Source organism: Pseudomonas sp., assembly GCF_050739995.1.
GTDB lineage: Bacteria > Pseudomonadota > Gammaproteobacteria > Pseudomonadales > Pseudomonadaceae > Aquipseudomonas.
Window position 1 is genome coordinate 1 of record NZ_JBOICG010000749.1, and the last position, 23,933, is coordinate 23,933.

Here is a 23,933-nt window from a genome sequence, read left to right on the forward strand (position 1 = left end):
TTTCCAGGGTGCGGGTCTGGGTACTGTGCCGCTACATCGAGCGCCTTGGCATACGGCCCATCCCACAACTGCTCATGCAACTCGCCAATTCGCTTGGCCATCGCATTGTCGTGCATCACCACTTCCAGGTTGCGCGAGTTGTCGAAGTAACCGCCCAGCCAGTTGCTGGTACCCACCCACGCCACTTGCCCGTCGATCTCCATGGTCTTGCTGTGGATCACCCGCGCATAAGGAATAAAGCCTTGCTTGGCCTCGGGTAGGGTGACGATCTTGACCTCGACGTTGGGCAACACGGCCAGGCTTTTGAGGTAGGGCAGTTCCAGCTTGTCGGTGTTCCAGTTGGACACCATCAGTTTGATCGACACACCACGTGCAGCGGCGGCGCGTACGGCGTTGTCGATCACGGCGTAGTACGGACGGGTGCGATCCGGCCCGTAGGACAGTGGCGCATAGTCCAGCAGTTGTACGCGCACTTCCTTCTTCGCTTCGCTCAGCAGGCGCGGCAGTTCCAACTGTGAATCACCCACGCCTGGTGGGTTGTAGCGCTGCGGGCTGGCCACCAGGTAGTTACCGGTGCGTGCGGGTTCCTGGCCGGTCACGGGCAGCGGCACGGGTTTGTTGTCGGCGAGGGCGGCCTGGGCTTTCCAATCTTGGTTGAAGATCGCCTGGACCTGACTCACCACGGTCGCATCACTGATGCGCAGGCCGGTCTCGTGGATGTGTTCAAGCGAACGCCAGTCGAAATTCTGGCTGCCGACAAAGGCCTGCTTACCGTCCACCACCATGTATTTGGCGTGGATGATGCCGCCGCTCAACTGTCCATAGGGCAGCACGCGGAAGGTCAGGTTGGGAATGGCGCGCAAGCGTTCCAGGGTGGAAGCTTCCGACAACTTGATGCCTTTTTCTTCGAGCAGAAAGCGAATCTTCACGCCGCGTTTGCCGGCGGCTTCCAGGTGCTGGATCACCTGGTCCATCACCGAACCGGGATGGTCGGCGGCGTAGAACTGACCGATATCGATGGTGCTTTGCGCACCGTCGAACAACTCGATCCACATCGGGCCAGGCTGACGCAAATCGGCCGTGCCCAACGCGGTATCCACGGGCACGGTGTGCACCAGTTCAAACCCTGGAATTGAAAAGTCCGCTTGGGCAAGCGGACTCAGGAGCAAGCCGGCAAGGCCTGCGATACGCAAATTCATTGATAGGTGCATGGGCGTCTCATCAGGCAAAAAGAAAGGCGGGCGCATTGCGCCCGCCCTGAAGGTCATGCTGTGCGAGTGTGCAACGGGGTTGGCACCAAGTGCGGTACTTCACCCTGTACACGGGCGCCAGTGGCAGCGCGGATCAGCAGGATCTTCAGCTGATCGTTGATGCGCTCCAGGCTGTCCTGGAAGAAGTTGTGGAACACCACGCAGAACAGCGCAATGGCGATACCCAAGCCGGTGGCGAACAAGGCCGTTCCGATACCACCGGAGATCTGGCCTGGGTCGGACACGCCGGCCGAGGCCAGGGCCTTGAAGGTGTCGATGATGCCGAGGATGGTGCCCAACAGACCCAGCAGCGGCGCGGCGGTGGTGATGGTCTCGATGATCCACAGGCTGCGCGACAGCGGTGCGCGGGTCTTCAGGTACTGGGTGTCGATTTCGTCATCCAGGTCCTTGCGCGAACCATGGGCCGCTTTCTGCGCCAGGATTGGCAACACCATGTTCAGCGGCAGGCTGTCGCGGCGGGTCAGGGCGTCAGGCAGGTCGCGTTCGCTGTGCACGTTGGGGCCGAGGGCTTCGGTCAAGGCGCGCGCCTGGCGACGTACATAGGCGAAGTAAATGCCGCGTTCGATGGCGATAAAGATCGCAATCGCCATGGCGGCGTACATCACATAAAAGGTGATGGCGTGAAGCAGGTTCATGTCCATGATCTATAGCCTCGCAGTTAGAAATTCGCTTCCAGGGAAACCGTGACGGTACGGTCCAGGCCAACGATGTAGGCCGGGTCGCCATCGCGGAAACCGCTGTAGCTCGCCGAGTTGGTCTTGGTGGTGTACACGCCGTCCAGGTACTTCTTGTCGAACAGGTTGTCGACGTTCAGGCGCAGGGTCGCGTCCTTGACCACTTTCTTGTCCACTGGCAGGTAGATACCGGCGCCGAGGTTGAACACGGTGCGGCCGGAAATCGCCTCGTCGTTGGTCAGGTCGCCGAACAGCTTGCTGGTGTATTTACCGCCGAAGGTGCCGTAGAAGCGTCCGTCGTCGTAGCCGATGTTGGCCGCCAGCATGTTCTTGGGCACGTTGGCGAACTGCTTGCCGCTGGTTGGCAATACGATGGCCTTGCCCGCGTTGTACACGGTCAGGTCATCCTGTTGCTCGGCCTTGGTGTAGGTGTAGGAGGTGTAGTAGTTGAAATGGTTGGGCAGCAGGCCGCTCCATTCCAATTCCAGGCCTTTGTTGGTGACGGAGCCGGCGTTGATGTCGGCGAAGTCGCCGTTGATGTCCCTGGACGATACTTGGCGGTTCTTGAACTCCATGTAGAACAGGGTGGCGGCCAAGGTCATCTCGTCGCCGGTGTAGCGCCAGCCCAATTCATGGTTCCAGCTGGTTTCCGGCTTGGAGTTGATCGAGTCGGCACCTTTGTCGTACAGCACGTAGTTCTGCGGCACACGCATGTTGCGTGACAAGCTGTAGAACAACTGGTCGCGTTCGTCGAGCTGGTATTTCAGGCCGGCGTTGGGCAGCAGCTTGTTGTAGGTCTGGTTACGCTTTTCCGGTTGCTCGGTGAGGCTGCCGTTGTTGGTGCCGTCGCGCTCGACGTTCATGTAAGCCAGGCCTGCCACCAGGGTCCAGTCCGAATTGATGAACCAGGTGTCCTGGGCCCAGACTTTTTGCGCCGGGGTTACGGTGAAGCGGTCGCGACCCTGCACGGTGTTGCCGTTGGCGTCGACCACGGAAGTGCCGTCCGGCCAAGTGTCGCTCGGCTTGCCGTTGTTCTTGAGGGCAATGAACGGTTGGGTCTGGCTCTGGCGGGCACGCTCGTACCAGTAGCCGAATTGCAGGCTGTGGTCGCCCAGGTCCCAGTTCAGTTTGGTGGTGATACCCGGGCGCCAGGTCTGGGTGCGAGAAGGGCGGTAGTAGACACCGGTGGTGGCGGAGCCGTCGGCGTTGTATTGGGCGGCGGTCGGCAGGTTGCCCAGGTCGAAAATACCGCCCTGGTTCGAGCCACGGTTCAGCGCGTAGGAGGACGAACCGACACCGCTGCCGTTACCCCAGTAGTAATACGGGATGACCGAAAGGGACAGGTTATCGGCCAACTTGAACTGAGTGTTGAGTACGCCGGTGAAGGTCTGGAACGGGTTCTGCGCCAGGGCGTAGTAGTTATTGACCTTGCCGTTGCTGCCCAGGGCTGGCGTCGCGGCGTACGGGTCGTATTTGCGCCCGTACTGCTGGAACTGCGCCTTGGTCAGTTGGCTGTAACTGTTGTTGTCCTGCTCGTGGTACTTGAGGATCAGGTTGGCGGTGTTGCCGTTGCCGGCGTCGAAGAAACTGTTCCATTCCACCTTGTCCGCACGCACGGCGCCCGAGCCGCGCCACATGTCACCTTCGGTATGGGACACCGACAGCCAGTTGCTCAGGCCGTTGACCTCACCGGTGTTGAGGCGGGCAAAGGTCTTGCGGGTGGCGTTGCTGCCCACGACCTGTTTGACGAATGCGCCGGTTTCCTTGGTCGGGCGAATGGTCACGATGCCGATGTTGCCGCCGCTGGAGCCGATGTGCGGGCCGTCGGCTTCCGATGAGCCCTGGGTGACGAAGATCTGGTCGATGTTTTCCGGGTCGCCCAGCAGGTTGGAGTACAACGCGTAGTTGCCGGAGTCGTTGATCGGCATGCCGTCCACCGACATGCCCACCTGGTCGGAGTTCATGCCGCGCATGGTGAAGCGGAAGCCCGAGAGGCCGGTGTTGTCTTCGCTGGAGATGTTCAGCCCCGGCGTGTACTTGAGCTTGTCGATGGCGTTGCCGGTCGCGGTTTGTTTGTCCAGCGCTTCCTTGGTGATGGTCGAGCGGCCCTTGATGCTCTCCTCCTGGACCATGTAACCGCCCCCAGCGGTTGCCTTGCCCTGTACGCCAATCGTCCCGACGTCACTGTCGCTGGTCTCTGCCATGACCACTCCGTGGGTCATGCTCGTCGCGGCAACGAGTGCCAGATGAATACGTGTGAACCTCATCACTGTCGTCCTGGTGTCGGGTGCTTATTGCACGCTGTAGTTGAAGGTGGCGGTGAAGCGTTGCTCGTTACGTCCACCGAAGGCTTGTTCGGGGAACGGCTTGACCTGCTTGATGCGGCGCAGGCTATTGGTAGCGGCCCGATTGAGCAGCATGCTCGGCGCCGGGGTCTGGATCCCTGCGTCGAGGACACGGCCTTGTCGATCCACCATCAACCAGACCACCACCTCGCCACTAGGGCGTTCGAGGGACGCCTGGCGCCCGGTGGGGTATTGCTTGTAGGTGTCCAGCTCGTTGCGCAGCCCCTTGAGGTAGCCGCCTTCCAGCGCCTGGCCATCGACCTTGGGCGGTGCCGGTGGGGCAGGCGGGGCGGGTGTCGGCGCAACCGCTGCTTGAACCGGCTTGGCTGCAACGGGTGCCACTGGCGCGGGTGTCGGCGTCGGCTTGGCGGCCACCACAGGCTTGGGTTTGGGCACCGGCTTGGGCTTGGGTTCAGGTTTTGGCAAGGGCTTGGGCGGCGGTGGAGGTGGGGCTGGTTCGGCCTCTTCATCCTCGATCATCGGTGGTGGCGGCTCTTGTTCCACCACAGGTTCAGGGACCACTTCGGGGTCTGGCTCGACCAAGGCAAGCTCAACCGCCGACTCGTCGTACTGCGGCTGGATTTTCAGAGGTTGGGACTGGATACCCAGTGCAATCAGCACCAGGGCGATCAGGGCCGGGACACTGCCCAGCAGCTGACGCGCACGAAACACTACGTACATGGTCAGGACTTACGTGTGGCGATGGACACGGAGGTAAAGCCACCCAGGCGCAGGGTGTCCATCACTTCCACCAGGCGCGAAACCTCTACGCCTTTGTCGCTGTTAACGATGATGGTCGACTTGGTGTCGGGCTTTTCAGCCGCTTTCAACGCCGGTACCAGCGCGTCGACCGTGAGGTCCTTGCCGTCGAGCTGCAACTGGCCTTCCAGGCCCAGGGTCAGGATGAATTTATTCTGCGGCTTGAGCTGTTGCGAACTGCTGGCGCTGGGCAATTGTGTCTTCATGCCGAGTGCCGGAATCACGTTCAGACTGACCAGTACGAAAAACACCAGGAGGAACATCATCACGTCGATCATCGGGATCAACTCGATGTGCGCCTTGCGTTTCTTGGGTTCATCCCAGGTTCTCATTCTGTTACCCCGTCATTGAATTAGGGGCTACACGCTACCAATCAAAAATGACCGAATGGTTAACAAAAATTTACGATTTAAAGGCTCTAGGACGCGACTTTCAGAAGAGTTACCTTGCACTTTCATGACGTAATGAAATTGACACGAAGGGGGTACATTCTTGAGGCATTTATCTTGAGAGCCGCCCCGCATGCCGACTGAACTGCCGCAATTGGCCACCTCGCGTCTACTATTGCGGGCGCTGGAAATGGACCAGGCCGAGACACTGTTCACCCTTGCCAACGGGCCGAAAATTGCCGACAACACGTCCAACATTCCGTCGCCCTACACCCTGGAAACTGCACAGGGTTTTATCGCGGGTATCGAAGAAAAATATCGCACGGGTGATTTGCTCAACCTGGGCATGCATGTGCGGGAAACCGGTGAATTGATCGGCATGGTCAGCCTGCGTCTCAACACTCGACATCACTACGGGCATCTTGGGGGCTGGGTGGCAGCGCATTGTCGCAATCAGGGTTATGCCGCCGAGGCGGCGAGCGCGATGATGGATTTCGGGTTTGCCGAACTGGGGTTGCAGCGGGTGGGCAGCCAATGCTTCGGTCGCAACAAGGAATCGGCGCGGGTCATGGAAAAAATCGGCCTGCGTTATGAAGGCTGTATGCGCGAGGCGTTTCTCAAGAACGGCGTGTATGAAGATTTGCTGGGGTTCGCCACGGTGCGTGACGACTGGGAGCGCCGGTTGTGAGCGGCGTGGTCGACCATGACCGCCGTCGCGTCCTCGGCGGGCTGGCGGTCGCTACCGCGTTTTCAATCCTCAGCCCGTTTGCCCGCAGCGCAGGCGTGGATTACCCGTTCACCCTCGGTGTAGCTTCCGGCGACCCGTTGCCGGACGGTTTTGTCATCTGGACGCGCCTGGCGCCGTTGTTCAATGCGGCGGATGGGCGTGGTGGGCTGAGCCGTGCGGTGCCGGTGCGTTGGCGGGTGGCCAGTGATGCGGCGATGACGCGCATCGTGAAGCAGGGTGAGGTGATGGCAACTGAGCGTTTCGCCCACTCGGTGCACGTCGAGGTAGCGGGGTTGGAGGCGGGGCGACCGTACTGGTACCAATTCGAGGGCCTCGGCGCGCAGAGCCCGGTGGGGCAGGCACGCACGACGCCGCCTGTGCAGGCTATGGCAGCAGCGCGACTGGGGTTTGTTTCCTGCTCGCACTGGGAGCGCGGTTACTTCAGCGCGTACCGCCACTTGGCGGCGGAGCAACCCGACCTGGTGTTTTTCCTCGGCGACTACATCTACGACAGTTCCTATGCAGCGGACTCGGGCAAGATCATTCGCCCCCATGGCAGCGGCAATGCCGTGAGCCTGAGTGACTACCGCAACCGCTATGCCTTGTACAAAACCGATCCGGACTTGCAGGCCCTGCACGCGGCCGCGCCCAGCGTGGCCACCTGGGATGACCACGAAGTGCAGAATGACTACGCCAATCGTTGGTCCCAGGACCCGAAGATCTCCGTGGCGCAGTTTCTCCGGCAGCGGGCTGCGGCGTACCAGGCGTTCTACGAACACATGCCACTGCGCGCTACCAGCTTGCCCAGGGGGCCGGACATGCGCATTTATCGGCGCATGGACTACGGCCGACTGGCGCGGTTCCATGTGCTGGACGGGCGCCAATATCGCTCCGAACAACCCTGCATTCTCGCCAATGGCAGCCACCAGGGGCATGTCGCGGAAAACACCTGCAGCGACTTGCGCGATCCCAGCCGTACCATGCTTGGCTGGGCACAGGAAAGCTGGTTGGACCAAGGGTTTGCCGAGTCGCAGGCGCAATGGAACATCATCGCCCAGGACTTGCTGGTAGCGCCGCTGACCCAACGCGACCTGACCAACCACAAGCCCGGACGCTGGACCGATGGATGGGACGGCTACATGGCCAACCGCGAGCGCATGCTGGCATCCATCCAGCGCCGTCAGCTGAAAAACCCGGTGTTCTGGGGCGGTGATATCCACTCGTTCTGGACCACGGATCTGCACGCCGACGCCAATGACCTGGACTCACCGGTGGTGGCGACCGAATTCGTCGGCTCGTCGGTGACTTCGGATGGTCCGCCCTTCGAGGCGTTCAGCAAGATCCTGCCGCTCAATCCCCATGTAAAGTTCTTTGACAGTCGCCAGCGCGGCTATGTGTCGGTGGAGTTGGCGGAACAGAAGATGCTCACCCACTTCCGTGTGATCACCGACCCGCGTGATCCGACCGCCACGGTTTCCACACTCAAGTCATTTGTGGTGGAGCCAGGGCGAGCGGGCGCTATTGCGGTCTGATCGTTGTGGTGAACGGGCTTACCCTAATGCCTATCAGTTAAGCGGTGAGATGTAGAACGCCTCATCTGTAGTGAGCGGGCTTGCCCCGCGCTGGGCTGCGAAGCGGCCCCACCCCCAGGCACCTCACTTTTCTGAAACACCTCTGCGTCCTTGTTGGGGTGGCTTCGCCACCCGGCGCGGGACAAGCCCGCTCACTACAATAATGCAGTTTGGTTGTCAGTCGAGGGCATAGCGCACGGACAGCGTGCCCTTTTTTTCCGACAGGGCCAGGATCGTCACCTGGCCCAGTTCGCCTAGCGCTTGCACGTGGGTGCCACCGCACGCGTAAGTCGGCAATTCACCGAAACCTACTTCGCGAGTGCCATCTTCCAGGGCCATATGTCGTGGGTAGTCGGCGGCGATCCATTGATCGATTTGGCTTTGAATCGCCTCGGCGTCCATGGCCTGCGCGGCTTCGCCACGGATAAAGGTGATCTTGCCTTCACCCGGCCAATGGTGGGCCTTGATCGGCATCCAGCCCAGGCATTCCCCGGCGTTGCCAATCAGATGGCCGGCAGAATGCAGGCGGGTGTGCAGGGCGCGGCGCTGTGCATCGACCCGCGCAGTGATCGGGCCAAGGGCGACGGGGTGGTCGAGGTAATGCACCACACGGTCTGCCTCCTGAATGACGCGCATGACCTGGCTGTCGCCGAGCCAACCGGTATCGAACGGTTGCCCGCCGCCTTGAGGATGAAAGATTGTCGACTGCAACGTCACCGCAAACTGGCCCTCGTGGGGGGTACAGCTCAGCACTTCAAGCTCGGCGGTCAGGTGGTCGTGGGTGAAAAACAGGCGCTCGGTCATCATCTACATCCGCATCAGGGTTCTGCACGCAGTATAAATAGTGCGCAATTGGGTGATAATCCGTTCAAATATCAATGGACCTGTGCGTCATGAGCATCAATCTTCCTTTGCCTCTACTGGGTGAAATGGCGATTTTCGTCAAGGTAGTGGAGACCGGCAGCTTCTCCGAAGCGGCGCGACAACTGAGTGTTTCGCCCTCGGCGGTGAGCCGCAGCATTTCGCGCCTGGAACAGGCTCTGGCCACCCGACTGTTGCAGCGCACCACGCGTAAGTTGCGCTTGAGCGAGGGCGGTGAAGAGGTGTTCAAGCGCTGTCGGGAGATGGTCAACGCGGCGCGGTCGGTGATGGAAGTCAGCGGCCAATTCGATCATGAGGCCGAGGGCCTTGTGCGGGTCAGCGTGCCCAAGGCGGTGGGGCGGTTTGTGGTGCATCCGCATATGCTGGAGTTTTTACGACGCTATCCCAAGGTGGATGTGCAACTGATTCTGGAGGATCGGCATGTGGACCTGATTGATGACAATGTCGATCTGAGTATCCGCATCACCGACAGTCCGCCACCAGGTCTGGTGGGCCGCCAGTTGTTGCCCATCGAGCATTTGGTGTGCGCAACGCCGCAGTATTTGGCCGAGCATGGCACACCCCGGCATCCCCATGATTTGCTGGAGCACAGTTGCATCTATCTGGGTGAAACGCCGGGGGACTCGCGCTGGAAATTCCGTCAGGGCAGCAAGGCGGTGACGGTGGGAGTGCGTGGGCGTTATGCGGCGAATCATACCGGGGTGCGGCTGGATGCAGTGCTGCAACATGTGGGGATTGGCAGCTTGCCGTATTTCACCGCGCGGCATGCCTTGGAGGAAGGGCGGTTGGTGCAGGTGTTGGCAGAGTGGGACTTTATTGCGTCTTACCACGGTGAGGCGTGGTTGCTGCATTCGCCCACACGTTATCTGCCGCCCAAGTTGCGGGTGTTTATTGATTATCTGGTGGAGTGCATGGCGCGTGAACCGACACTGCGCCAACGGTAGGAATACGGTCAAAAATGTGGGAGCGGGCTTGCTCGCGAATGCTATAGATCAGTCAACATCTTATCGACTGATAGGCCGAATTCGCGAGCAAGCCCGCACACATTTGAACCTGCTGTGTTCAGAAAAATCAGTGCTTGCTTTGGTCATCCGACATGGCCAGCAGTTGCTTTTCCTGGTTCCAGTCGAACGGTTCGTCGTTCTGTTCCGCTTCGAAACGACGTTCTTCCAAGGCCTGGTACATGTCCAGTTCTTCATCTGGCATGAAGTGCAGGCAATCGCCACCAAAGAACCACAGCAGGTCGCGTGGCACCAGATGGGCGATCTGCGGATAACGCAGGATGACCTGGCTCATCAGGTCCTGGCCCAGATACTGGCTTTCGATCGGATCGATCGGCAGCAGGGCGCGCAATTCGTCGAAGCGCTCCAGGAACAGTGAATGGCTTTCCTCAGGCACCTGCTCGGCTTCGCCGACGGCAACCAGGATGCTGCGCAGGTGGTCGAGCAAGACGAGATGATCGGCAACGACGTTGGACACGAGATAAGGCCTCTAAAGCAAAAACGGGCGCGAGAGTATATGCCTCTCGCGCCCGTATTTATATGACCGCTCGACTCAGCGGACTTTACCTTCAGCCTGGGCCAGCTCTTCCTTGCTGAAATCGTCCACGTCGATCACTTTGCGCCGCGCCGCTTCAGCTTCACGCAAGGTCTGCGCTTCGCCTGCCTGCAACACCCCCGCGTTGAGCGCGGCATCGATGATGTGTTCGCCGGCAGTAGGTTTGACCTGACCGCTTTTGAGCGCGGTGTGCAACTTTGCCTGCACCGGATGGCTGGCACTGAGCAGGTCGTAGGCGTGTTGCAGAGCGCCCACTGGGTCCTCCGCCGATTGCGGGCGGTAGCAGCCGGCCAGCAACTCTTCCAGGGTTGGATCACCCTTGGCACGGCCGATCACTGCAGCCACTTCTGCATCCAGCGCATCGGAGGGGCCGGTATGGCGACGGCCGAACGGGAACACGATCACCCGTAACAGGCAACCGAGCACCTTGTTCGGGAAGTTGCTCAGCAGTTCATCCAGCGCACGCTCCGACTCGCCTAGGCTTTCCTCCATGGCCCAGGCGAACAACGGTTCCAGGTGGTCCGGCGAGTCCAGGTCGTGATAACGCTTGAGTGCGGCCGACGCCAGGTACATATGGCTCAACACATCACCCAGGCGTGCCGACAGACGCTCACGACGTTTCAGTTCGCCACCCAGCAACATCATGCTCAGGTCGGCAAGCAGGGCAAACGCGGCGGCCTGGCGATTCAACGCGCGGAAGTAACCCTGGCTCAAACGATTGCCCGGGGCTTTCTCGAAATGCCCCACACCGAGGTTCAGCACCAGCGTACTGGCGGCGTTGCTCACGGCGAAGCCGATGTGTTGCATCAGCAGACTATCGAACTCCTTGAGCGCCTGGTCATGGTCCTCGCGTCCGGCCAGGGCCATTTCCTTGAGGACGTATGGATGGCAGCGGATGGCGCCCTGGCCGAAGATCATCAGGTTGCGCGACAGGATATTCGCGCCTTCCACGGTGATGAAGATCGGTGCGCCTTGCCAGTTACGGCCCAGGTAGTTGTTCGGGCCCATGATGATGCCTTTGCCACCATGCACATCCATGGCATGGCTGATGCACTCGCGGCCGCGTTCGGTGAGGTGGTACTTGAGGATCGCCGACAGTACCGAGGGTTTTTCCCCAAGGTCCACGGCGTTGGCGGTGAGCATGCGTGCGCTGTCCATCAGCCAGGCGTTGCCGCCGATACGTGCAAGCGCTTCCTGGATACCTTCGAAGGCCGAGAGTGGAACGTTGAATTGTTCACGTACCTGAGCGTACTGGCCGGTCACCAGGCTGGTGAACTTGGCGGCGCCAGTGCCCACGGCAGGCAGGGAGATCGAACGGCCTACCGACAGGCAGTTCATCAACATCATCCAGCCTTTGCCGAGCATTTCCTGGCCGCCGATGAGGAACTCCAGGGGAATGAACACATCCTTGCCGGAGTTGGGGCCGTTCATGAAGGCCGCGCCCAGGGGCAGGTGGCGACGGCCGATTTCTACGCCAGGAGTATCGGTGGGAATCAGTGCAAGGCTGATGCCCAGGTCTTCTTCGTCGCCCAGTAGATGGTCCGGGTCGTGGGCCTTGAAGGCCAGTCCGAGCAACGTCGCGACCGGTCCGAGGGTAATGTAGCGTTTTTCCCAGTTCAGGCGCAGGCCGAGGGTTTCCTTGCCTTCCCATTCACCTTTGCAGATCACGCCGGTGTCGGGCATGGCGCCAGCATCGGAACCGGCCAGCGGGCCGGTCAGGGCGAAGCAGGGAATGTCATCGCCACGGGCCAGGCGCGGCAGGTAATGGTTGCGTTGTTCATCGGTGCCGTAATGCAGCAGCAGTTCGGCCGGACCGAGGGAGTTGGGCACCATTACGGTGGATGCCAGGTCGCCACTACGGGTGGCCAGCTTCATTGCCACCTGGGAGTGGGCGTAGGCGGAGAACCCTTTGCCGCCGTATTCCTTGGGAATGATCAGCGCGAAGAAACCGTGGGTCTTGATGTGCTCCCAGGCGGCGGGTGGCAGGTCCATGGCCTGGCCGATTTCCCAGTCGCTGACCATTGCGCAGAGCTCTTCGGTGGGGCCGTCGATAAACGCCTGTTCTTCTTCGGTCAGTTGCGCCTTGGGGTAGGCCAGCAGCTTGTCCCAGTCGGGGCGACCGCTGAACAGCTCGCCATCCCACCACACGGTGCCGGCATCAATCGCGTCGCGTTCGGTCTCGGACATCGGGGGCAGGACTTTCTGGAACCAACTGAACAGCGGCTTGGTGAAATATTGGCGGCGCAGGTCAGGCAGCAGCAGCGGGGCGGCCACAGCAGCGATCAACACCCAGAAGATCAGCAGTAGCCAACCCGGTGCATGGCTCCAGGCGCCCATCGCCAGCAGGTAAACGGCGACCACGCCCAAGGCGGGCAGGGGCGCGGTGCGGCGGTGTGCCAGGTAGGCGATACCGAGCACCAGAACCAGTATCCACAACAACAGCATATTCAATCCTCCGTGAAACCAGGGGCGAAACCACCTTGAAGCTTAGTCGGCATCCGAAAAAGCGCGGTGACCAGGGTGTAACGAGTTGTACTGGGAGCACCTTCACCAGACGCCGACATTTGGCCGAATCGTCGTTATCGCGATGGCAGACCTGTCGTTAAACTCCAGTCTTGCCTCGGAGATAACGCTCATGGATAAGTACCTGCGTCCCAGCCGCTTCATCGATAGTGACCACCCTGCGGTGGTGGAGTTCGCCGAAAAACATCGTGGTCCCAGCGCGGATCTGCGTGACCAGGCAGTCAGTCTTTACTACGCCGTGCGTGAGGCGATTCGCTACAACCCCTACACCTTCAGCCGTGATCCAGGCAGCCTGAATGCCAGCTTCGCCTTGGCCGTCGGCGAGAGCTACTGCGTGCCCAAGGCGACTTTGCTCGCCGCCTGTGCCCGCCACTGTGGCATCCCGGCGCGCATCGGCTTGGCGGATGTGCGCAATCATCTGTCCACACCCCGCCTGATCGCGTTGCTCAAAAGTGATGTGTTCGCCATGCATGGCTACACCGAGCTATATCTGCGTGGTCGCTGGGTCAAGGCCACGCCGGCGTTCAACCAGCAGCTGTGTGAGTTGTTCGATGTGCCACCGCTGGAATTCGATGGCATCCACGACAGCGTGTTCCACGCGTTCAACCGCCAGGGCCGGCGCTCGATGGAGTATGTGCTGGACCACGGGCAATTTTCCGACGTACCCGAGGCGTTTTTCTTCGAGCACATCCGGCAGTGTTACCCGCACCTGTTTGCTGAAGATATGCCGAATCAATTGGGCGACATGCAGACCGATTTAAGCCGCGCGTGAACCGGCGTATGCTGCTGCGTTCACCAAACGATAAGGCACGGTCATGCTGAAAATCTGGGGTCGTAAAAATTCATCAAACGTCAGGAAAGCACTCTGGTGCGCCGAGGAACTCGGCCTGGACTATGAAGCAATTGATGCGGGTGGGGCCTTTGGCGTGGTCGACACCCCGCAATACCGAGCGATGAACCCCAATGGCCGGGTGCCGATGATCGAAGACGGCGACTTTGTGTTGTGGGAGTCCAACACCATCGTGCGCTACCTCTGCGCCAAGCAGGCGTCGAGCTGGTACCCGAGCGACTTGAAGGCCCGCGCCAATGCGGAAAAGTGGATGGACTGGACCACTTCCACCTTCGCCGAACCGTTCAAGACCGTGTTCTGGGGCGTGCTGCGCACCCCGGCGGAAAAACAGAACTGGGACAACATCCATGCCGGGCGCCAGGCTTGCATCGATGTGCTCAAGACGGTCGACCAGGCCCTCGCCACACAGCCGTATCTGTCAGGTAATGAGATCGGCATGGGCGATATCCCCCTGGGCAGTTTTATCTATGCCTGGTTTGAAATGCCCATCGAACGCCCTGCGATGCCTAATCTAGAGGCCTGGTACCAACGCCTGCAGCAGCGTCCGGCCTACCGCAAAGCGGTCATGACTGCGTTGACTTAATACTGACTATTAATACAGGTGACTGTACTTGTGCGACGCGTGCGGCCACCATGATCTCCATGCGCCGCCGTTGAACTACGTGCGTTGCGGCCACATCTACTCTTTCTATTCCCTTCTTTGGTGCGTAATCCGATATGAGTTCCGCTCTGTCCATCCGGCAGCTAACCAAAACCTACGGCAACGGTTTCCAGGCCCTGAGTGGTATCGATCTGGACGTTGCTGAAGGTGACTTCTTCGCTTTGCTCGGCCCCAACGGCGCCGGCAAATCCACCACCATCGGTATCCTCTCCACACTGGTCAACAAGACCAGCGGCACGGTGAATATCTTTGGCCATGACCTGGACAAATCCCCGGCGGCGCTCAAGCGTTCCATCGGCGTGGTGCCCCAGGAGTTCAACTTCAACCAGTTTGAAAAGACCTTCGACATCGTCGTGACCCAGGCCGGCTACTACGGCATCCCGGCGAAAATCGCCAAGGAACGCGCCGAGCAGTACCTCACCCAGTTGGGCCTGTGGGACAAGCGCGACGTGCCTTCCCGCTCGCTGTCCGGCGGTATGAAACGCCGCCTGATGATCGCCCGTGCACTGGTGCATGAGCCGCGCCTGCTGATCCTCGATGAGCCCACCGCTGGCGTGGATATCGAATTGCGTCGCTCGATGTGGACCTTCCTCACTGAGCTGAACGAGAAGGGCATCACCATCATCCTCACCACCCATTACCTGGAGGAGGCTGAGCAACTGTGTCGCAACATCGGCATCATCGACCACGGCACCATCGTCGAGAACACCAGCATGCGTAACCTGCTGGGTCAGTTGCATGTGGAAACCTTCCTGCTGGACCTGAAAAACAACCTGTCGGCACCGCCGCAGTTGCTCGGCTACCCAAGCCGTCTGATCGATGGTCACACCTTGGAAGTCCAAGTGGACAAAGCCATGGGCATTACCGCGTTGTTCACCCAGTTGGCGACTCAGAACATTGAAGTGCTGAGCCTGCGTAACAAAACCAATCGCCTTGAGGAGTTGTTCGTGTCCCTGGTGGAGAAAAATCTGGCGAAGGTGGCGGTATGAGTTCCGAACTGCAACCCAACCTCGTTGCCCTGCAAACCATCGTCTACCGCGAAGTGAAGCGCTTTACCCGGATCTGGCCGCAGACCCTGCTGCCGCCGGCGATCACTATGGTCCTGTATTTCGTGATTTTCGGTAACCTGATCGGCCGGCAGATCGGCGATATGGGTGGGTTCACCTACATGGAGTACATCGTGCCGGGGCTGATCATGATGTCGGTGATCACCAACTCCTACGGCAACGTGGTTTCCAGCTTCTTCGGCAGCAAGTTCCAGCGCTCCATCGAAGAGCTGATGGTCTCGCCGGTCTCGCCCCACACCATCCTGATCGGCTACACCCTGGGCGGCGTACTGCGTGGCTTGATGGTCGGGGTGATCGTGACCTTGCTGTCGCTGTTCTTCACCCACCTGCAAGTGCATCACCTTGGGGTCACTTTGCTGGTGGTTGTGCTGACGGCGACGATCTTCTCGCTGCTCGGGTTCATCAACGCCGTGTTTGCACGCAACTTCGACGATATTTCGATTATCCCGACCTTCGTGCTGACGCCGCTGACCTACCTGGGCGGGGTGTTCTACTCCATCACCTTGCTGCCGCCGTTCTGGCAGACCGTGTCGTTGGCCAACCCGGTGCTGCACATGGTCAACGCCTTCCGTTACGGCATCCTGGGCGTGTCGGACATCAAGATCAGCGTGGCAATCACCTTCATGCTGATCGCCACCGTGGTGTTGTATATCGGCTGTGCGCGGTTGCTGGTAAGCGGGCGCGGGATGCGTACGTAAGGTCGAACGCTGTAAAAAGTGTGGGAGGGGGCTTGCCCCCTCCCACATTTGGTTTTGTATATGGGCTTTAGGCTTTCAGCGCCAAGTCGATCAATTCGTGCAACTCTTCAACCGGCAGCGGCGCGCTGGCAAATAGGCTGCGATACACCGTCGGCGCGGCAATCAGGTTGAGCAGCCTGTCCAAGGTAGGCAACTGGCCGGCAGTGCCTTGGTAGCGATCAAGGATAATCTGCAGCTGGCCCATCAGAATGTGGGTGCAGTAATCCCTGGGATGCCTGCACTGCACGTCGCGCATCATGTTGCGCCCCAGCTCCGAGCTCATTTCATCCAGGTATTGTTCGCCCCAGGCGCGCAGATCACCGCGCAGGCTGCCGGTGTCGGCGGGTTCAGTGTCCGGGCGCAGGCGTTCCAGGGCCACGTCGGCGAGCAGGGCGGACAGGTCGCCCCAACGTCGGTAAATGGTGGACGGCGTGACGCCTGCCCGTGCCGCAATCATCGGCACGGTGACGCTGGAGCGCTCATGGGCTTCCAGCAATTCACGTGCAGCGCTGTGCACTGATTCTTGGACCCGGGCACTGCGGCCCCCCGGGCGAAGGCCTTCTTTAATTGCCATGGGTAAAACCTTAACACAAAGAATTTGCTTTAAGCGCTCGTCAGTAGCACACTTCGCAAAAGCAAAATATTAGCTTTAGCGGAGCATGCCCATGTCCAGCCCTACTTCTCATCGTGCCAACCTGGCGTTCCTGGTGGTGACGGTGTTGACCTTCCTCGCTGCGTCCAGTGCGCCGACGCCGTTGTATCAGGTGTATCAAGACAACCTGCACTTCTCGGCGGCCATGTTGACGGTGATCTTCGGCGTGTATGCCGTGAGCCTGTTGGCGGCGTTGTTGACCGTGGGGTCGCTGTCGGATTACCTGGGGCGAAAACCGGTCATTTTCACTGCATTGATCCTGAATATGCTGGCGATGCTGCTGTTTATCAATGCTGACAGCACCGCCTACCTGATTGCCGCCCGCGCGCTGCAAGGCTTCGCCACCGGCATGGCGACGGCGGTGTTGAGTGCGACCTTGCTCGACACTGACCGTGTCCGTGGCCCAATGCTCAATAGCCTTGCGCCGCTTCTCGGCATGGCCAGTGGCGGTCTGGGCAGTGGCTTGTTGGTGGAGTTCGCACCACGGCCGACCCAATTGATTTATTTCACGATGCTCGGGTTGATGCTGCTGCAGGCATTGTATGTGTGGCGCTTGCCGGAAACCGTTAGCCGCATACCGGGCGCCTTGAAGTCGCTGGCGCCAACCTTGCACGTCCCGGAACAAGCGCGCCGCACCCTATGGCTGGTGATGCCATTAAATGTGGCGGTATGGGCGCTGGGTGGGTTCTTTTCATCCCTGGCGCCCTCTTTGGTGCGGGCTGCCACAGGCTCGACCTCACATCTGATTGGCGGTGGGTTGGTGGCGGTAGTGACGCTGAGTGGTGCTGTGATGATCTACAGTCTGCGCGATCGCCCGGCCGATAAAGTCATGCGCCTGTCAGCCGCATTGTTGGCCACCGGAGTGGCGTTGTTGCTGGTTGCGGTGCAGAGCGCGAGCCTGTGGTTGTTCTTTGTTGCCAGTGTGATCGCAGGTTTCGGTTTTGGCGGCGGGTTCATGGGCAGTGTGCGCAGTATCGTCGGCCTGGCGTTGCCCCATGAACGGGCAGGTTTGATGTCTGCGTTCTATGTGTTGAGCTACCTGGCGTTCTGCCTGCCGGCGCTGCTGGCGGGTAATCTGAGTCGGGTTTTTGGCTTGATCGCCACCACCGACGGCTACGGTGCCGTACTCATCGTATTGGCCCTCGGCGCGTTGGCCGGTTTGCTGGTGCAGGATGCCGTGCGGGCCAAGGCTGCGATGTAGCCAATTTCTGTTATATCTGTAAAGTAGATAACAGATAGAGATATTACCCGTTATATAGATATTCGATTAGGTTCTATGATGGCTTCAACCTCATACGAGGAAGAGGATTACCATCATGACCTGCCCGAATACCACTCGCTACAAACCCTTCAGTCACTTGGCCCGGCCTCGGGAAGTGATTCGCCAGTTCACGCCCAACTGGTTCGCCGCCACGATGGGCACCGGCGTGCTGGCATTGGCGTTGGCGCAATTGCCCGTCAGCCTGCCTGGCTTGCACGCCATCGCCGAAGGGCTGTGGATGTTTACCATTGGCCTGTTCATATTGTTCAGCGTGTTGTACGCCGCGCGCTGGGTGATGTTTTTCCACGAGGCGCGGCGGATCTTCGGCCACTCCACGGTTTCGATGTTCTTCGGCACCATTCCCATGGGCCTGGCGACCATCCTCAACGGCTTGTTGCTGTTTGGCCTGCCGCGTTGGGGGAGCGACGTCATCCCATTGGCTGAAGCACTGTGGTGGCTGGACGTGGCAATGGCCCTGGCTTGCGGTGTGCTGATTCCGTTCATGATGTTTACCCGGCAAGAACACAGCATCGACCAGATGACCGCCGTCTGGCTGTTGCCGGTGGTCGCGGCTGAGGTCGCCGCCGCCAGCGGTGGGTTGCTGGCGCCGCACCTGGCCGACGCCCACGGGCAACTGGTGATGCTGGTGACCAGCTACGTGCTGTGGGCGTTTTCGCTGCCGGTGGCGTTCAGCATCCTGACTATCCTGATGCTGCGCATGGCGTTGCATAAATTACCCCACGCCAACATGGCTGCATCGAGCTGGCTGGCCCTTGGCCCAATCGGCACCGGTGCCCTCGGCATGTTGCTGTTGGGCGGCGATGCACCCGCGATCTTTGCGGCCAACGGCTTGCCCGGTATTGGCGAGATGGCCAGCGGCCTCGGGTTGGTGGCGGGTATCACACTATGGGGTTTCGGCTTGTGGTGGATGCTGATCGCGGTGTTGATCACCCTGCGTTACCTGAGTGCGGGCATTCCGTTCAACCTCGGCTGGTGGGGCTTTACCTTCCCACTGGGTGTCTATGCCCTGGCCACACTGAAACTGGCGGGCGTGCTGCACCTGGGGTTCTTCAGCGTATTTGGCAGCGTGCTGGTGTTGGCCTTGGCGTTGATGTGGCTGATCGTAACCAAGCGCACCGTGCAGGGCGCCTATAAAGGCGAGCTTTTTGTTTCGCCATGCATTGCAGGACTAGGGAATAAGTAAGCGAGTTTAGGTAAAGTCGTGGCCTGTCTCTTTATAAAAGCCTTCGGCAATAAAACCTATCAGGCCACGCAGGAACACGGACGATGAGCCACCCCTCACAATTCACCTTGCTGCGCACACGGCGCTTCTTGCCGTTTTTCGTCACCCAGTTGTTGGGTGCCTTCAACGACAACATCTTCAAGCAATCGCTGATCCTCGCCATTCTCTACAAACTCACCATTGACGGTGACCGCTCCATTTGGGTCAACCTCTGTGCGCTGCTGTTTATCCTGCCGTTCTTTCTGTTCTCGGCGCTGGCCGGGCAGTTTGGCGAGAAATTCAACAAGGACGCGTTGATTCGCGCGATCAAGATCGGCGAGATCGTGATCATGGCCATAGGCGCCGCGGGCTTTCTGTTCAATCACCTGGAGCTGATGCTGCTGGCGCTGTTTGCCATGGGGACGCACTCGGCGCTGTTCGGCCCGGTGAAATACTCGATCATGCCCCAGGCCCTGCATGAAGATGAGTTGGTTGGCGGCAATGGTTTGGTGGAGATGGGCACGTTCCTGGCTATCCTGGCCGGCACCATCGGCGCCGGGATCATGATGTCGTCCACCCATTACGCGCCGGTCGTCTCGGTCGCGATCGTCGGCGTGGCGGTGTTGGGTTACCTGGCCAGCCGTAGCATTCCAAGGGCGGCGGCATCGACCCCAGGACTGCGGTTGAACTGGAATATCTTCAGCGAATCCTGGGCCACCCTGCGTCTGGGCCTGGGGCAGACGCCGGCGGTATCGCGCTCGATTGTGGGCAACTCGTGGTTCTGGTTTGTCGGCGCGATCTACCTGACACAGATCCCGGCCTACGCCAAGGAATGGTTGTACGGCGACGAAACCGTGGTGACGCTGATCCTTACCGTGTTCTCGGTGGGTATCGCACTGGGTTCGATGCTCTGCGAAAAACTCTCCGGGCGTAAGGTGGAAATCGGCCTGGTGCCGTTCGGTTCCTTTGGCCTGACGGTGTTTGGCCTGTTGCTCTGGTGGCACTCCGGTGGTTTCCCACAGAACGTCCAGGCCAACGACTGGCTGGCGGTGCTCGGTTACGGCCAGGCCTGGTGGGTATTGTTCGACATCCTCGGCCTGGGCGTGTTCGGTGGCTTCTATATCGTGCCGCTGTATGCGTTGATCCAGTCGCGTACCGCCGAGAACGAGCGGGCACGAGTAATCGCGGCAAACAACATTCTCAACGCGCTGTTCATGGTGGTTTCGGCCATCGTGTCGATCTTGTTGCTGAGCGTGGCCAAGCTGTCGATCCCCGAATTGTTCCTGGTGGTGTCACTGCTCAATATTGCGGTTAACACCTACATCTTCAGGATCGTCCCCGAGTTCACCATGCGTTTCATGATCTGGCTGCTCAGCCATTCCATGTACCGTGTGGAGCACCGCAACCTGGAAGCCATCCCGGATGAAGGTGCGGCGTTGCTGGTGTGCAACCACGTGTCGTTCGTCGATGCGCTGTTGATTGGCGGCGCGGTGCGTCGACCCATCCGCTTCGTGATGTACTACAAGATCTACCGTCTGCCGGTGCTGAATTTTATCTTCCGCACCGCCGGGGCGATTCCGATTGCGGGCCGCAATGAAGATATCCAGATCTACGAAATGGCCTTCACACGGATTGCGCAGTATCTGAAGGAAGGGGAGTTGGTGTGCATCTTCCCGGAAGGCAAGTTGACGGCTGATGGCGAGATGAACGAGTTCCGTGGCGGGCTGACACGAATTCTGCAAGAGACGCCTGTTCCGGTGGTGCCGATGGCGCTGCAGGGGTTGTGGGGGAGTTTTTTCAGCCGCGATCCGAACAAGGGCTTCTTTCATCGGATCTGGTCGCGGGTGGTGCTGGTGGCAGGTGAGCCAGTGGCCTTGGAGGCGGCGACGCCTGAGCAGTTGCACGCTGTCGTGGGTGGGTTGCGGGGGAGTGTCAGGTAGGTTTGTGTTGAATGGGGCCACCCCATCGCAGGCAAGCCAGCTCCCACACTTTTGATTGCATTCACAAATCAAAATGTGGGAGCTGGCTTGCCTGCGTGCGATTGCGGTAGTGGCCTAGGTGCTGATCTTGAGCCCGATGAGCCCGCAGATGATCAACGCCACACTGGCCAACCGAAACAATGCCATAGACTCGCCAAACAGGACAATCCCGGCAATCACGGTTCCCACTGCGCCCACTCCAGTCCAGATCGCATAGGCGGTACCCAGCGGCAACTCCTTCATGGCCAGCCCCAGCAGTCCGAGGCTGACAGCCATGGCTGCAATCGTCAGCGCGGTGGGCAGCGGCTTGCTGAAACCATCGGTGTATTTCAGGCCAACGGCCCAGCCGACTTCGAACAAACCCGCAAAAAACAAAATGATCCAGGACATGATGACTTCCCATCGATAGGTGGGGTCGTCCCCTGATTGAGCGCTTGAAAGCGTCGCGAGGTCGTCCCCGCGAAGCTCGGTAGAGTGCCGAAAAGGGATCGGGCAATCAAGTTTACGGCGTGGTCTCCAAGGCGCGGCGGTCGGCTTTTTCGCTCATGCGACGGAAGTAAGTCGACAGCAGCGCCCCGGAAATATTGTGCCAGACGCTGAACAACGCGCTCGGCACCGCCGCCAATGGCGAAAAATGTGCACTCGCCAATGCGGCGCCCAGCCCGGAGTTTTGCATGCCGACTTCCAGCGCCAGCGATTTGCGCTGTGCTAATGGCAATTTAAACAAGCGGCCGGTGAAGTAGCCCAGCAAGTAGCCGAAGCTGTTGTGCAGCATCACCACAGCCATGATCAGCAAACCTGACTCGGCAATTTTCGCCTGGCTCGCTGCAACCACTGCCGCGACGATGATCACGATGCTGACCACCGACACCAGCGGCAGCACCTCCACCGCATGGCGGACCCGTTCACCCAGTACGCGTTGCGCCACCACGCCGAGCACGATCGGCAACAACACCACTTGCAGGATCGACCAGAACAACTCCATGAACGACACCGGTAACCAGGCCGATGCCAGCAACCAGATCAATGCGGGCGTGAGCAGCGGGGCGAGGAGGGTGGTGACGGCGGCGATGGCCACCGACAACGCCAGGTCGCCCCGGGCCAGCCAGGTCATCACATTGGACGACGTGCCGCTTGGGCAGCAGCCGACCAGGATAACGCCGACGGCAATCTCCGGCGGCAGGTGGAACGCCTGGCACAGCAACCACGCCACGCCCGGCATGATCACGAAGTGCGCGACCACGCCCAGAGCCACGCGCCAGGGATGGCGGGCGACCTCGGCGAAGTCTTCAAGTTTGAGGGTCAGCCCCATGCCGAACATCACCAGGCCCAGCAATGGGACGATGGCGCTTTTCAGGCCGATGAACCAGCTGGGTTCCAGGAAGGCGAGCACGGCGAATATCAACACCCAATAGGCGAAGGTATTGCCGACAAAACGGCTCAGGGCGGCGAGTGCGCGCATGGGGTGTCCTTGTTATTAGGTTCTGGAAATGCAAATGCGATCAAATGTGGGAGCGGGCTTGCTCGCGAATGCAGTAGATCAGCCAGCTGATACGTAGCTGACTCACCGCATTCGCGAGCAAGCCCGCTCCCACATTTTGATCTTCACAGGGCTTAGATGCCTTGTGGAGTCTCCTCGCCGCCCAGCGCTTCAATCAACGCCGGCAGGAAGTCGCCGAATGTCAGCATCATCAGGGTAAAGCTGGCATCCAGTTGGCCCAGGGCCTCGTCGCCGCCGTCCTGTTCCGCCTGGTCTTGCAGCAAGTCTTCGAACTTCAGGCGCTTGACGGTCATCTTGTCGTCGAGCATGAAGGACAGCTTGTCCTGCCAAGCCAAGGCCAATTGGGTCACGACTTTGCCGGTGGTCAGGTGCAGCTGGATTTCTTCGCTGGTCAGGTCCTGGCGCTTGCAGCGCACAATGCCGCCGTCTTCGTGGGTGTCGCGCAGTTCGCATTCGTCGAGGACAAAGAAGTCATCGGCCGGTTTCTGGGTGGTGACCCAGTCGGTCATGATTGCGGTTGGCGCGGTTTTAACGGTGAGCGGGCGGACCGGCAGGGTGCCGATTACTTCGCGTAGGGTCGACAGCAAGTCTTCGGCGCGTTTCGGGCTGGCCGAGTTCACCAGGATCAGGCCCTGTTTCGGCGCGATGGCGGCAAAGGTCGACGAGCGACGGATAAAGGCGCGTGGCAGGAAGGCCTGGATGATTTCATCCTTGATCTGGTCGCGTTCCTTCTTATAGACCTTGCGCATTTGCTCGGCCTCGATCTCTTCGACTTTCTCTTTGAGCGCGTCACGCACCACGCTACCCGGCAGGATGCGTTCTTCCTTGCGCGCGGCGATCAGCAGGAAGTCACCGCTGATGTGAACCAGGGGAGCGCCTTCACCTTTACCAAAAGGTGCGACGAAACCGTAAGTGGTCAACTCCTGGCTGGCACATGGGCGCGCCAGCTTGGTGGCCATGGCCGCTTCCAACGCCTCGGCATCAACAGGCAGATCTTGGGTCAGGCGATAGATAAGCAGGTTCTTGAACCACATGGGGTGAGTCTCTCCTTTATACAAAGGAGGGCATTATTCTCTTGATAGCGTCCCAGGCCAACCCTGCCTAAGCCATTGGAAGGGCTCAAAAAAAAGATTTAAGAAAGTGCTTGCCAGACCTTGGGTCGCTCCGTAGAATGCGCGCCACACCGAAACGAAGGGTGATTAGCTCAGCTGGGAGAGCATCTGCCTTACAAGCAGAGGGTCGGCGGTTCGATCCCGTCATCACCCACCATTCGCTTCAAGTGTTACGCGCAGCGGTAGTTCAGTC

Annotated in this window: 22 protein-coding genes and 1 tRNA gene; 11 read left to right on the forward strand and 12 right to left on the reverse strand. The window is 59.9% G+C overall.

The window, feature by feature from the left end; translation table 11 throughout:
• The 5 genes from ACRESD_RS25420 to ACRESD_RS25440 form a co-directional block, all read right to left on the reverse strand.
• Positions 1-1,211 (reverse strand): phospholipase D-like domain-containing protein (locus ACRESD_RS25420; protein ID WP_431753424.1); only part of this gene is annotated, 1,211 nt, incomplete at its 3' end.
• A 53-nt stretch (positions 1,212-1,264) separates the two neighbouring features.
• Positions 1,265-1,912 carry a MotA/TolQ/ExbB proton channel family protein gene (locus tag ACRESD_RS25425; protein WP_431753425.1) on the reverse strand — a complete coding sequence of 216 codons (648 nt, stop codon included), beginning with the start codon at positions 1,910-1,912 and terminating at the stop codon, positions 1,265-1,267.
• 17 nt (positions 1,913-1,929) lie between these two features.
• A complete protein-coding gene (locus ACRESD_RS25430) occupies positions 1,930-4,212 on the reverse strand; it encodes a TonB-dependent receptor (protein ID WP_431753426.1) in 2,283 nt (760 codons plus the stop codon).
• Between the two features lie 24 nt (positions 4,213-4,236).
• Positions 4,237-4,971 carry an energy transducer TonB family protein gene (locus ACRESD_RS25435; protein WP_431753427.1) on the reverse strand — a complete coding sequence of 245 codons (735 nt, stop codon included), beginning with the start codon at positions 4,969-4,971 and terminating at the stop codon, positions 4,237-4,239.
• A gap of 2 nt (positions 4,972-4,973) precedes the next feature.
• Positions 4,974-5,381 carry an ExbD/TolR family protein gene (locus ACRESD_RS25440; RefSeq protein WP_005786670.1) on the reverse strand — a complete coding sequence of 136 codons (408 nt, stop codon included), beginning with the start codon at positions 5,379-5,381 and terminating at the stop codon, positions 4,974-4,976.
• A gap of 190 nt (positions 5,382-5,571) precedes the next feature.
• Between ACRESD_RS25440 and ACRESD_RS25445 the strand changes: the two genes are divergently transcribed.
• Entirely contained in the window at positions 5,572-6,126 is a 555-nt protein-coding gene (locus ACRESD_RS25445) for a GNAT family N-acetyltransferase (protein ID WP_431753428.1), read from the forward strand.
• The gene (locus tag ACRESD_RS25450; RefSeq protein ID WP_431753429.1) at positions 6,123-7,697 is read left to right on the forward strand and encodes an alkaline phosphatase D family protein; all 1,575 of its coding nucleotides are present in this window, start codon (positions 6,123-6,125) and stop codon (positions 7,695-7,697) included. Before ACRESD_RS25445 ends, ACRESD_RS25450 begins: the two co-directional genes overlap by 4 nt.
• A gap of 216 nt (positions 7,698-7,913) precedes the next feature.
• Here the strand turns inward: ACRESD_RS25450 and ACRESD_RS25455 are convergent, their stop codons facing one another.
• Positions 7,914-8,540, reverse strand: coding sequence for an alanyl-tRNA editing protein (locus ACRESD_RS25455; protein WP_431753430.1), 627 nt, complete (start codon positions 8,538-8,540; stop codon positions 7,914-7,916).
• Between the two features lie 89 nt (positions 8,541-8,629).
• Between ACRESD_RS25455 and ACRESD_RS25460 the strand changes: the two genes are divergently transcribed.
• Positions 8,630-9,562 (forward strand): LysR family transcriptional regulator, encoded by a 933-nt coding sequence (locus ACRESD_RS25460; RefSeq protein WP_431753431.1) that lies wholly within the window; start codon positions 8,630-8,632, stop codon positions 9,560-9,562.
• Between the two features lie 127 nt (positions 9,563-9,689).
• Here ACRESD_RS25460 and ACRESD_RS25465 read toward each other — a convergent pair whose 3' ends face one another.
• Positions 9,690-10,097, reverse strand: a complete 408-nt coding sequence (locus ACRESD_RS25465; RefSeq protein WP_176996449.1) for a PA2817 family protein — start codon at positions 10,095-10,097, stop codon at positions 9,690-9,692.
• Between the two features lie 75 nt (positions 10,098-10,172).
• On the reverse strand, positions 10,173-12,620 hold the full coding sequence (locus ACRESD_RS25470) for an acyl-CoA dehydrogenase (protein ID WP_431753432.1): 2,448 nt from the start codon (positions 12,618-12,620) through the stop codon (positions 10,173-10,175).
• Positions 12,621-12,810: 190 nt separating this feature from the next.
• Here ACRESD_RS25470 and ACRESD_RS25475 point away from each other — a divergent pair, with 190 nt between their 5' ends.
• The 4 genes from ACRESD_RS25475 to ACRESD_RS25490 all read left to right on the forward strand — a co-directional run bounded on the left by ACRESD_RS25475 (position 12,811) and on the right by ACRESD_RS25490 (position 15,974).
• Positions 12,811-13,470 (forward strand): transglutaminase-like domain-containing protein, encoded by a 660-nt coding sequence (locus tag ACRESD_RS25475; protein WP_431753433.1) that lies wholly within the window; start codon positions 12,811-12,813, stop codon positions 13,468-13,470.
• Positions 13,471-13,513: 43 nt separating this feature from the next.
• Positions 13,514-14,131, forward strand: a complete 618-nt coding sequence (locus ACRESD_RS25480; protein WP_431753434.1) for a glutathione S-transferase family protein — start codon at positions 13,514-13,516, stop codon at positions 14,129-14,131.
• A 134-nt stretch (positions 14,132-14,265) separates the two neighbouring features.
• Entirely contained in the window at positions 14,266-15,198 is a 933-nt protein-coding gene (locus ACRESD_RS25485) for an ABC transporter ATP-binding protein (protein ID WP_431753435.1), read from the forward strand.
• A complete protein-coding gene (locus ACRESD_RS25490) occupies positions 15,195-15,974 on the forward strand; it encodes an ABC transporter permease (protein ID WP_060756954.1) in 780 nt (259 codons plus the stop codon). Before ACRESD_RS25485 ends, ACRESD_RS25490 begins: the two co-directional genes overlap by 4 nt.
• Before the next feature lie 67 nt (positions 15,975-16,041).
• Here ACRESD_RS25490 and ACRESD_RS25495 read toward each other — a convergent pair whose 3' ends face one another.
• The gene (locus ACRESD_RS25495) at positions 16,042-16,587 is read right to left on the reverse strand and encodes a TetR/AcrR family transcriptional regulator (RefSeq protein ID WP_431753436.1); all 546 of its coding nucleotides are present in this window, start codon (positions 16,585-16,587) and stop codon (positions 16,042-16,044) included.
• A gap of 91 nt (positions 16,588-16,678) precedes the next feature.
• Here ACRESD_RS25495 and ACRESD_RS25500 point away from each other — a divergent pair, with 91 nt between their 5' ends.
• The 3 genes from ACRESD_RS25500 to ACRESD_RS25510 all read left to right on the forward strand — a co-directional run bounded on the left by ACRESD_RS25500 (position 16,679) and on the right by ACRESD_RS25510 (position 21,088).
• Complete coding sequence (locus ACRESD_RS25500; protein WP_431753437.1) at positions 16,679-17,866, forward strand: MFS transporter; 1,188 nt, start codon at positions 16,679-16,681, stop codon at positions 17,864-17,866.
• 115 nt (positions 17,867-17,981) lie between these two features.
• Positions 17,982-19,130: a TDT family transporter gene (locus ACRESD_RS25505; protein ID WP_431753438.1), complete on the forward strand. Its 1,149-nt coding sequence runs from the start codon at positions 17,982-17,984 to the stop codon at positions 19,128-19,130.
• A gap of 83 nt (positions 19,131-19,213) precedes the next feature.
• Positions 19,214-21,088: an MFS transporter gene (locus tag ACRESD_RS25510; protein ID WP_431753439.1), complete on the forward strand. Its 1,875-nt coding sequence runs from the start codon at positions 19,214-19,216 to the stop codon at positions 21,086-21,088.
• A 114-nt stretch (positions 21,089-21,202) separates the two neighbouring features.
• Here ACRESD_RS25510 and sugE read toward each other — a convergent pair whose 3' ends face one another.
• From sugE to rdgC, 3 genes are all read right to left on the reverse strand, one after another.
• Entirely contained in the window at positions 21,203-21,517 is a 315-nt protein-coding gene (sugE, locus tag ACRESD_RS25515; protein WP_431753440.1) for a quaternary ammonium compound efflux SMR transporter SugE, read from the reverse strand.
• 112 nt (positions 21,518-21,629) lie between these two features.
• The gene (locus tag ACRESD_RS25520) at positions 21,630-22,589 is read right to left on the reverse strand and encodes a bile acid:sodium symporter family protein (RefSeq protein ID WP_431753441.1); all 960 of its coding nucleotides are present in this window, start codon (positions 22,587-22,589) and stop codon (positions 21,630-21,632) included.
• 152 nt (positions 22,590-22,741) lie between these two features.
• Positions 22,742-23,662 (reverse strand): recombination-associated protein RdgC, encoded by a 921-nt coding sequence (gene rdgC / locus ACRESD_RS25525; RefSeq protein ID WP_431753442.1) that lies wholly within the window; start codon positions 23,660-23,662, stop codon positions 22,742-22,744.
• A 159-nt stretch (positions 23,663-23,821) separates the two neighbouring features.
• On the opposite strand from rdgC, the gene ACRESD_RS25530 reads away from it, so the two are divergent.
• Positions 23,822-23,897 (forward strand) — tRNA-Val (locus ACRESD_RS25530).
• The last annotated feature ends 36 nt before the right edge of the window (positions 23,898-23,933 follow it).

Coding starts and splice junctions, on each gene's coding strand:
- ACRESD_RS25425 (WP_431753425.1), bottom strand. CDS start 1,912: ATGGACATGAACCTGCTTCACGCCATCACCTTTTATGTGATGTACGCC.
- ACRESD_RS25430 (WP_431753426.1), bottom strand. CDS start 4,212: ATGAGGTTCACACGTATTCATCTGGCACTCGTTGCCGCGACGAGCATG.
- ACRESD_RS25435 (WP_431753427.1), bottom strand. CDS start 4,971: ATGTACGTAGTGTTTCGTGCGCGTCAGCTGCTGGGCAGTGTCCCGGCC.
- ACRESD_RS25440 (WP_005786670.1), bottom strand. CDS start 5,381: ATGAGAACCTGGGATGAACCCAAGAAACGCAAGGCGCACATCGAGTTG.
- ACRESD_RS25445 (WP_431753428.1), top strand. CDS start 5,572: ATGCCGACTGAACTGCCGCAATTGGCCACCTCGCGTCTACTATTGCGG.
- ACRESD_RS25455 (WP_431753430.1), bottom strand. CDS start 8,540: ATGACCGAGCGCCTGTTTTTCACCCACGACCACCTGACCGCCGAGCTT.
- ACRESD_RS25460 (WP_431753431.1), top strand. CDS start 8,630: ATGAGCATCAATCTTCCTTTGCCTCTACTGGGTGAAATGGCGATTTTC.
- ACRESD_RS25470 (WP_431753432.1), bottom strand. CDS start 12,620: ATGCTGTTGTTGTGGATACTGGTTCTGGTGCTCGGTATCGCCTACCTG.
- ACRESD_RS25475 (WP_431753433.1), top strand. CDS start 12,811: ATGGATAAGTACCTGCGTCCCAGCCGCTTCATCGATAGTGACCACCCT.
- ACRESD_RS25480 (WP_431753434.1), top strand. CDS start 13,514: ATGCTGAAAATCTGGGGTCGTAAAAATTCATCAAACGTCAGGAAAGCA.
- ACRESD_RS25485 (WP_431753435.1), top strand. CDS start 14,266: ATGAGTTCCGCTCTGTCCATCCGGCAGCTAACCAAAACCTACGGCAAC.
- ACRESD_RS25490 (WP_060756954.1), top strand. CDS start 15,195: ATGAGTTCCGAACTGCAACCCAACCTCGTTGCCCTGCAAACCATCGTC.
- ACRESD_RS25495 (WP_431753436.1), bottom strand. CDS start 16,587: ATGGCAATTAAAGAAGGCCTTCGCCCGGGGGGCCGCAGTGCCCGGGTC.
- ACRESD_RS25500 (WP_431753437.1), top strand. CDS start 16,679: ATGTCCAGCCCTACTTCTCATCGTGCCAACCTGGCGTTCCTGGTGGTG.
- ACRESD_RS25505 (WP_431753438.1), top strand. CDS start 17,982: ATGACCTGCCCGAATACCACTCGCTACAAACCCTTCAGTCACTTGGCC.
- ACRESD_RS25510 (WP_431753439.1), top strand. CDS start 19,214: ATGAGCCACCCCTCACAATTCACCTTGCTGCGCACACGGCGCTTCTTG.
- sugE (WP_431753440.1), bottom strand. CDS start 21,517: ATGTCCTGGATCATTTTGTTTTTTGCGGGTTTGTTCGAAGTCGGCTGG.
- ACRESD_RS25520 (WP_431753441.1), bottom strand. CDS start 22,589: ATGCGCGCACTCGCCGCCCTGAGCCGTTTTGTCGGCAATACCTTCGCC.
- rdgC (WP_431753442.1), bottom strand. CDS start 23,662: ATGTGGTTCAAGAACCTGCTTATCTATCGCCTGACCCAAGATCTGCCT.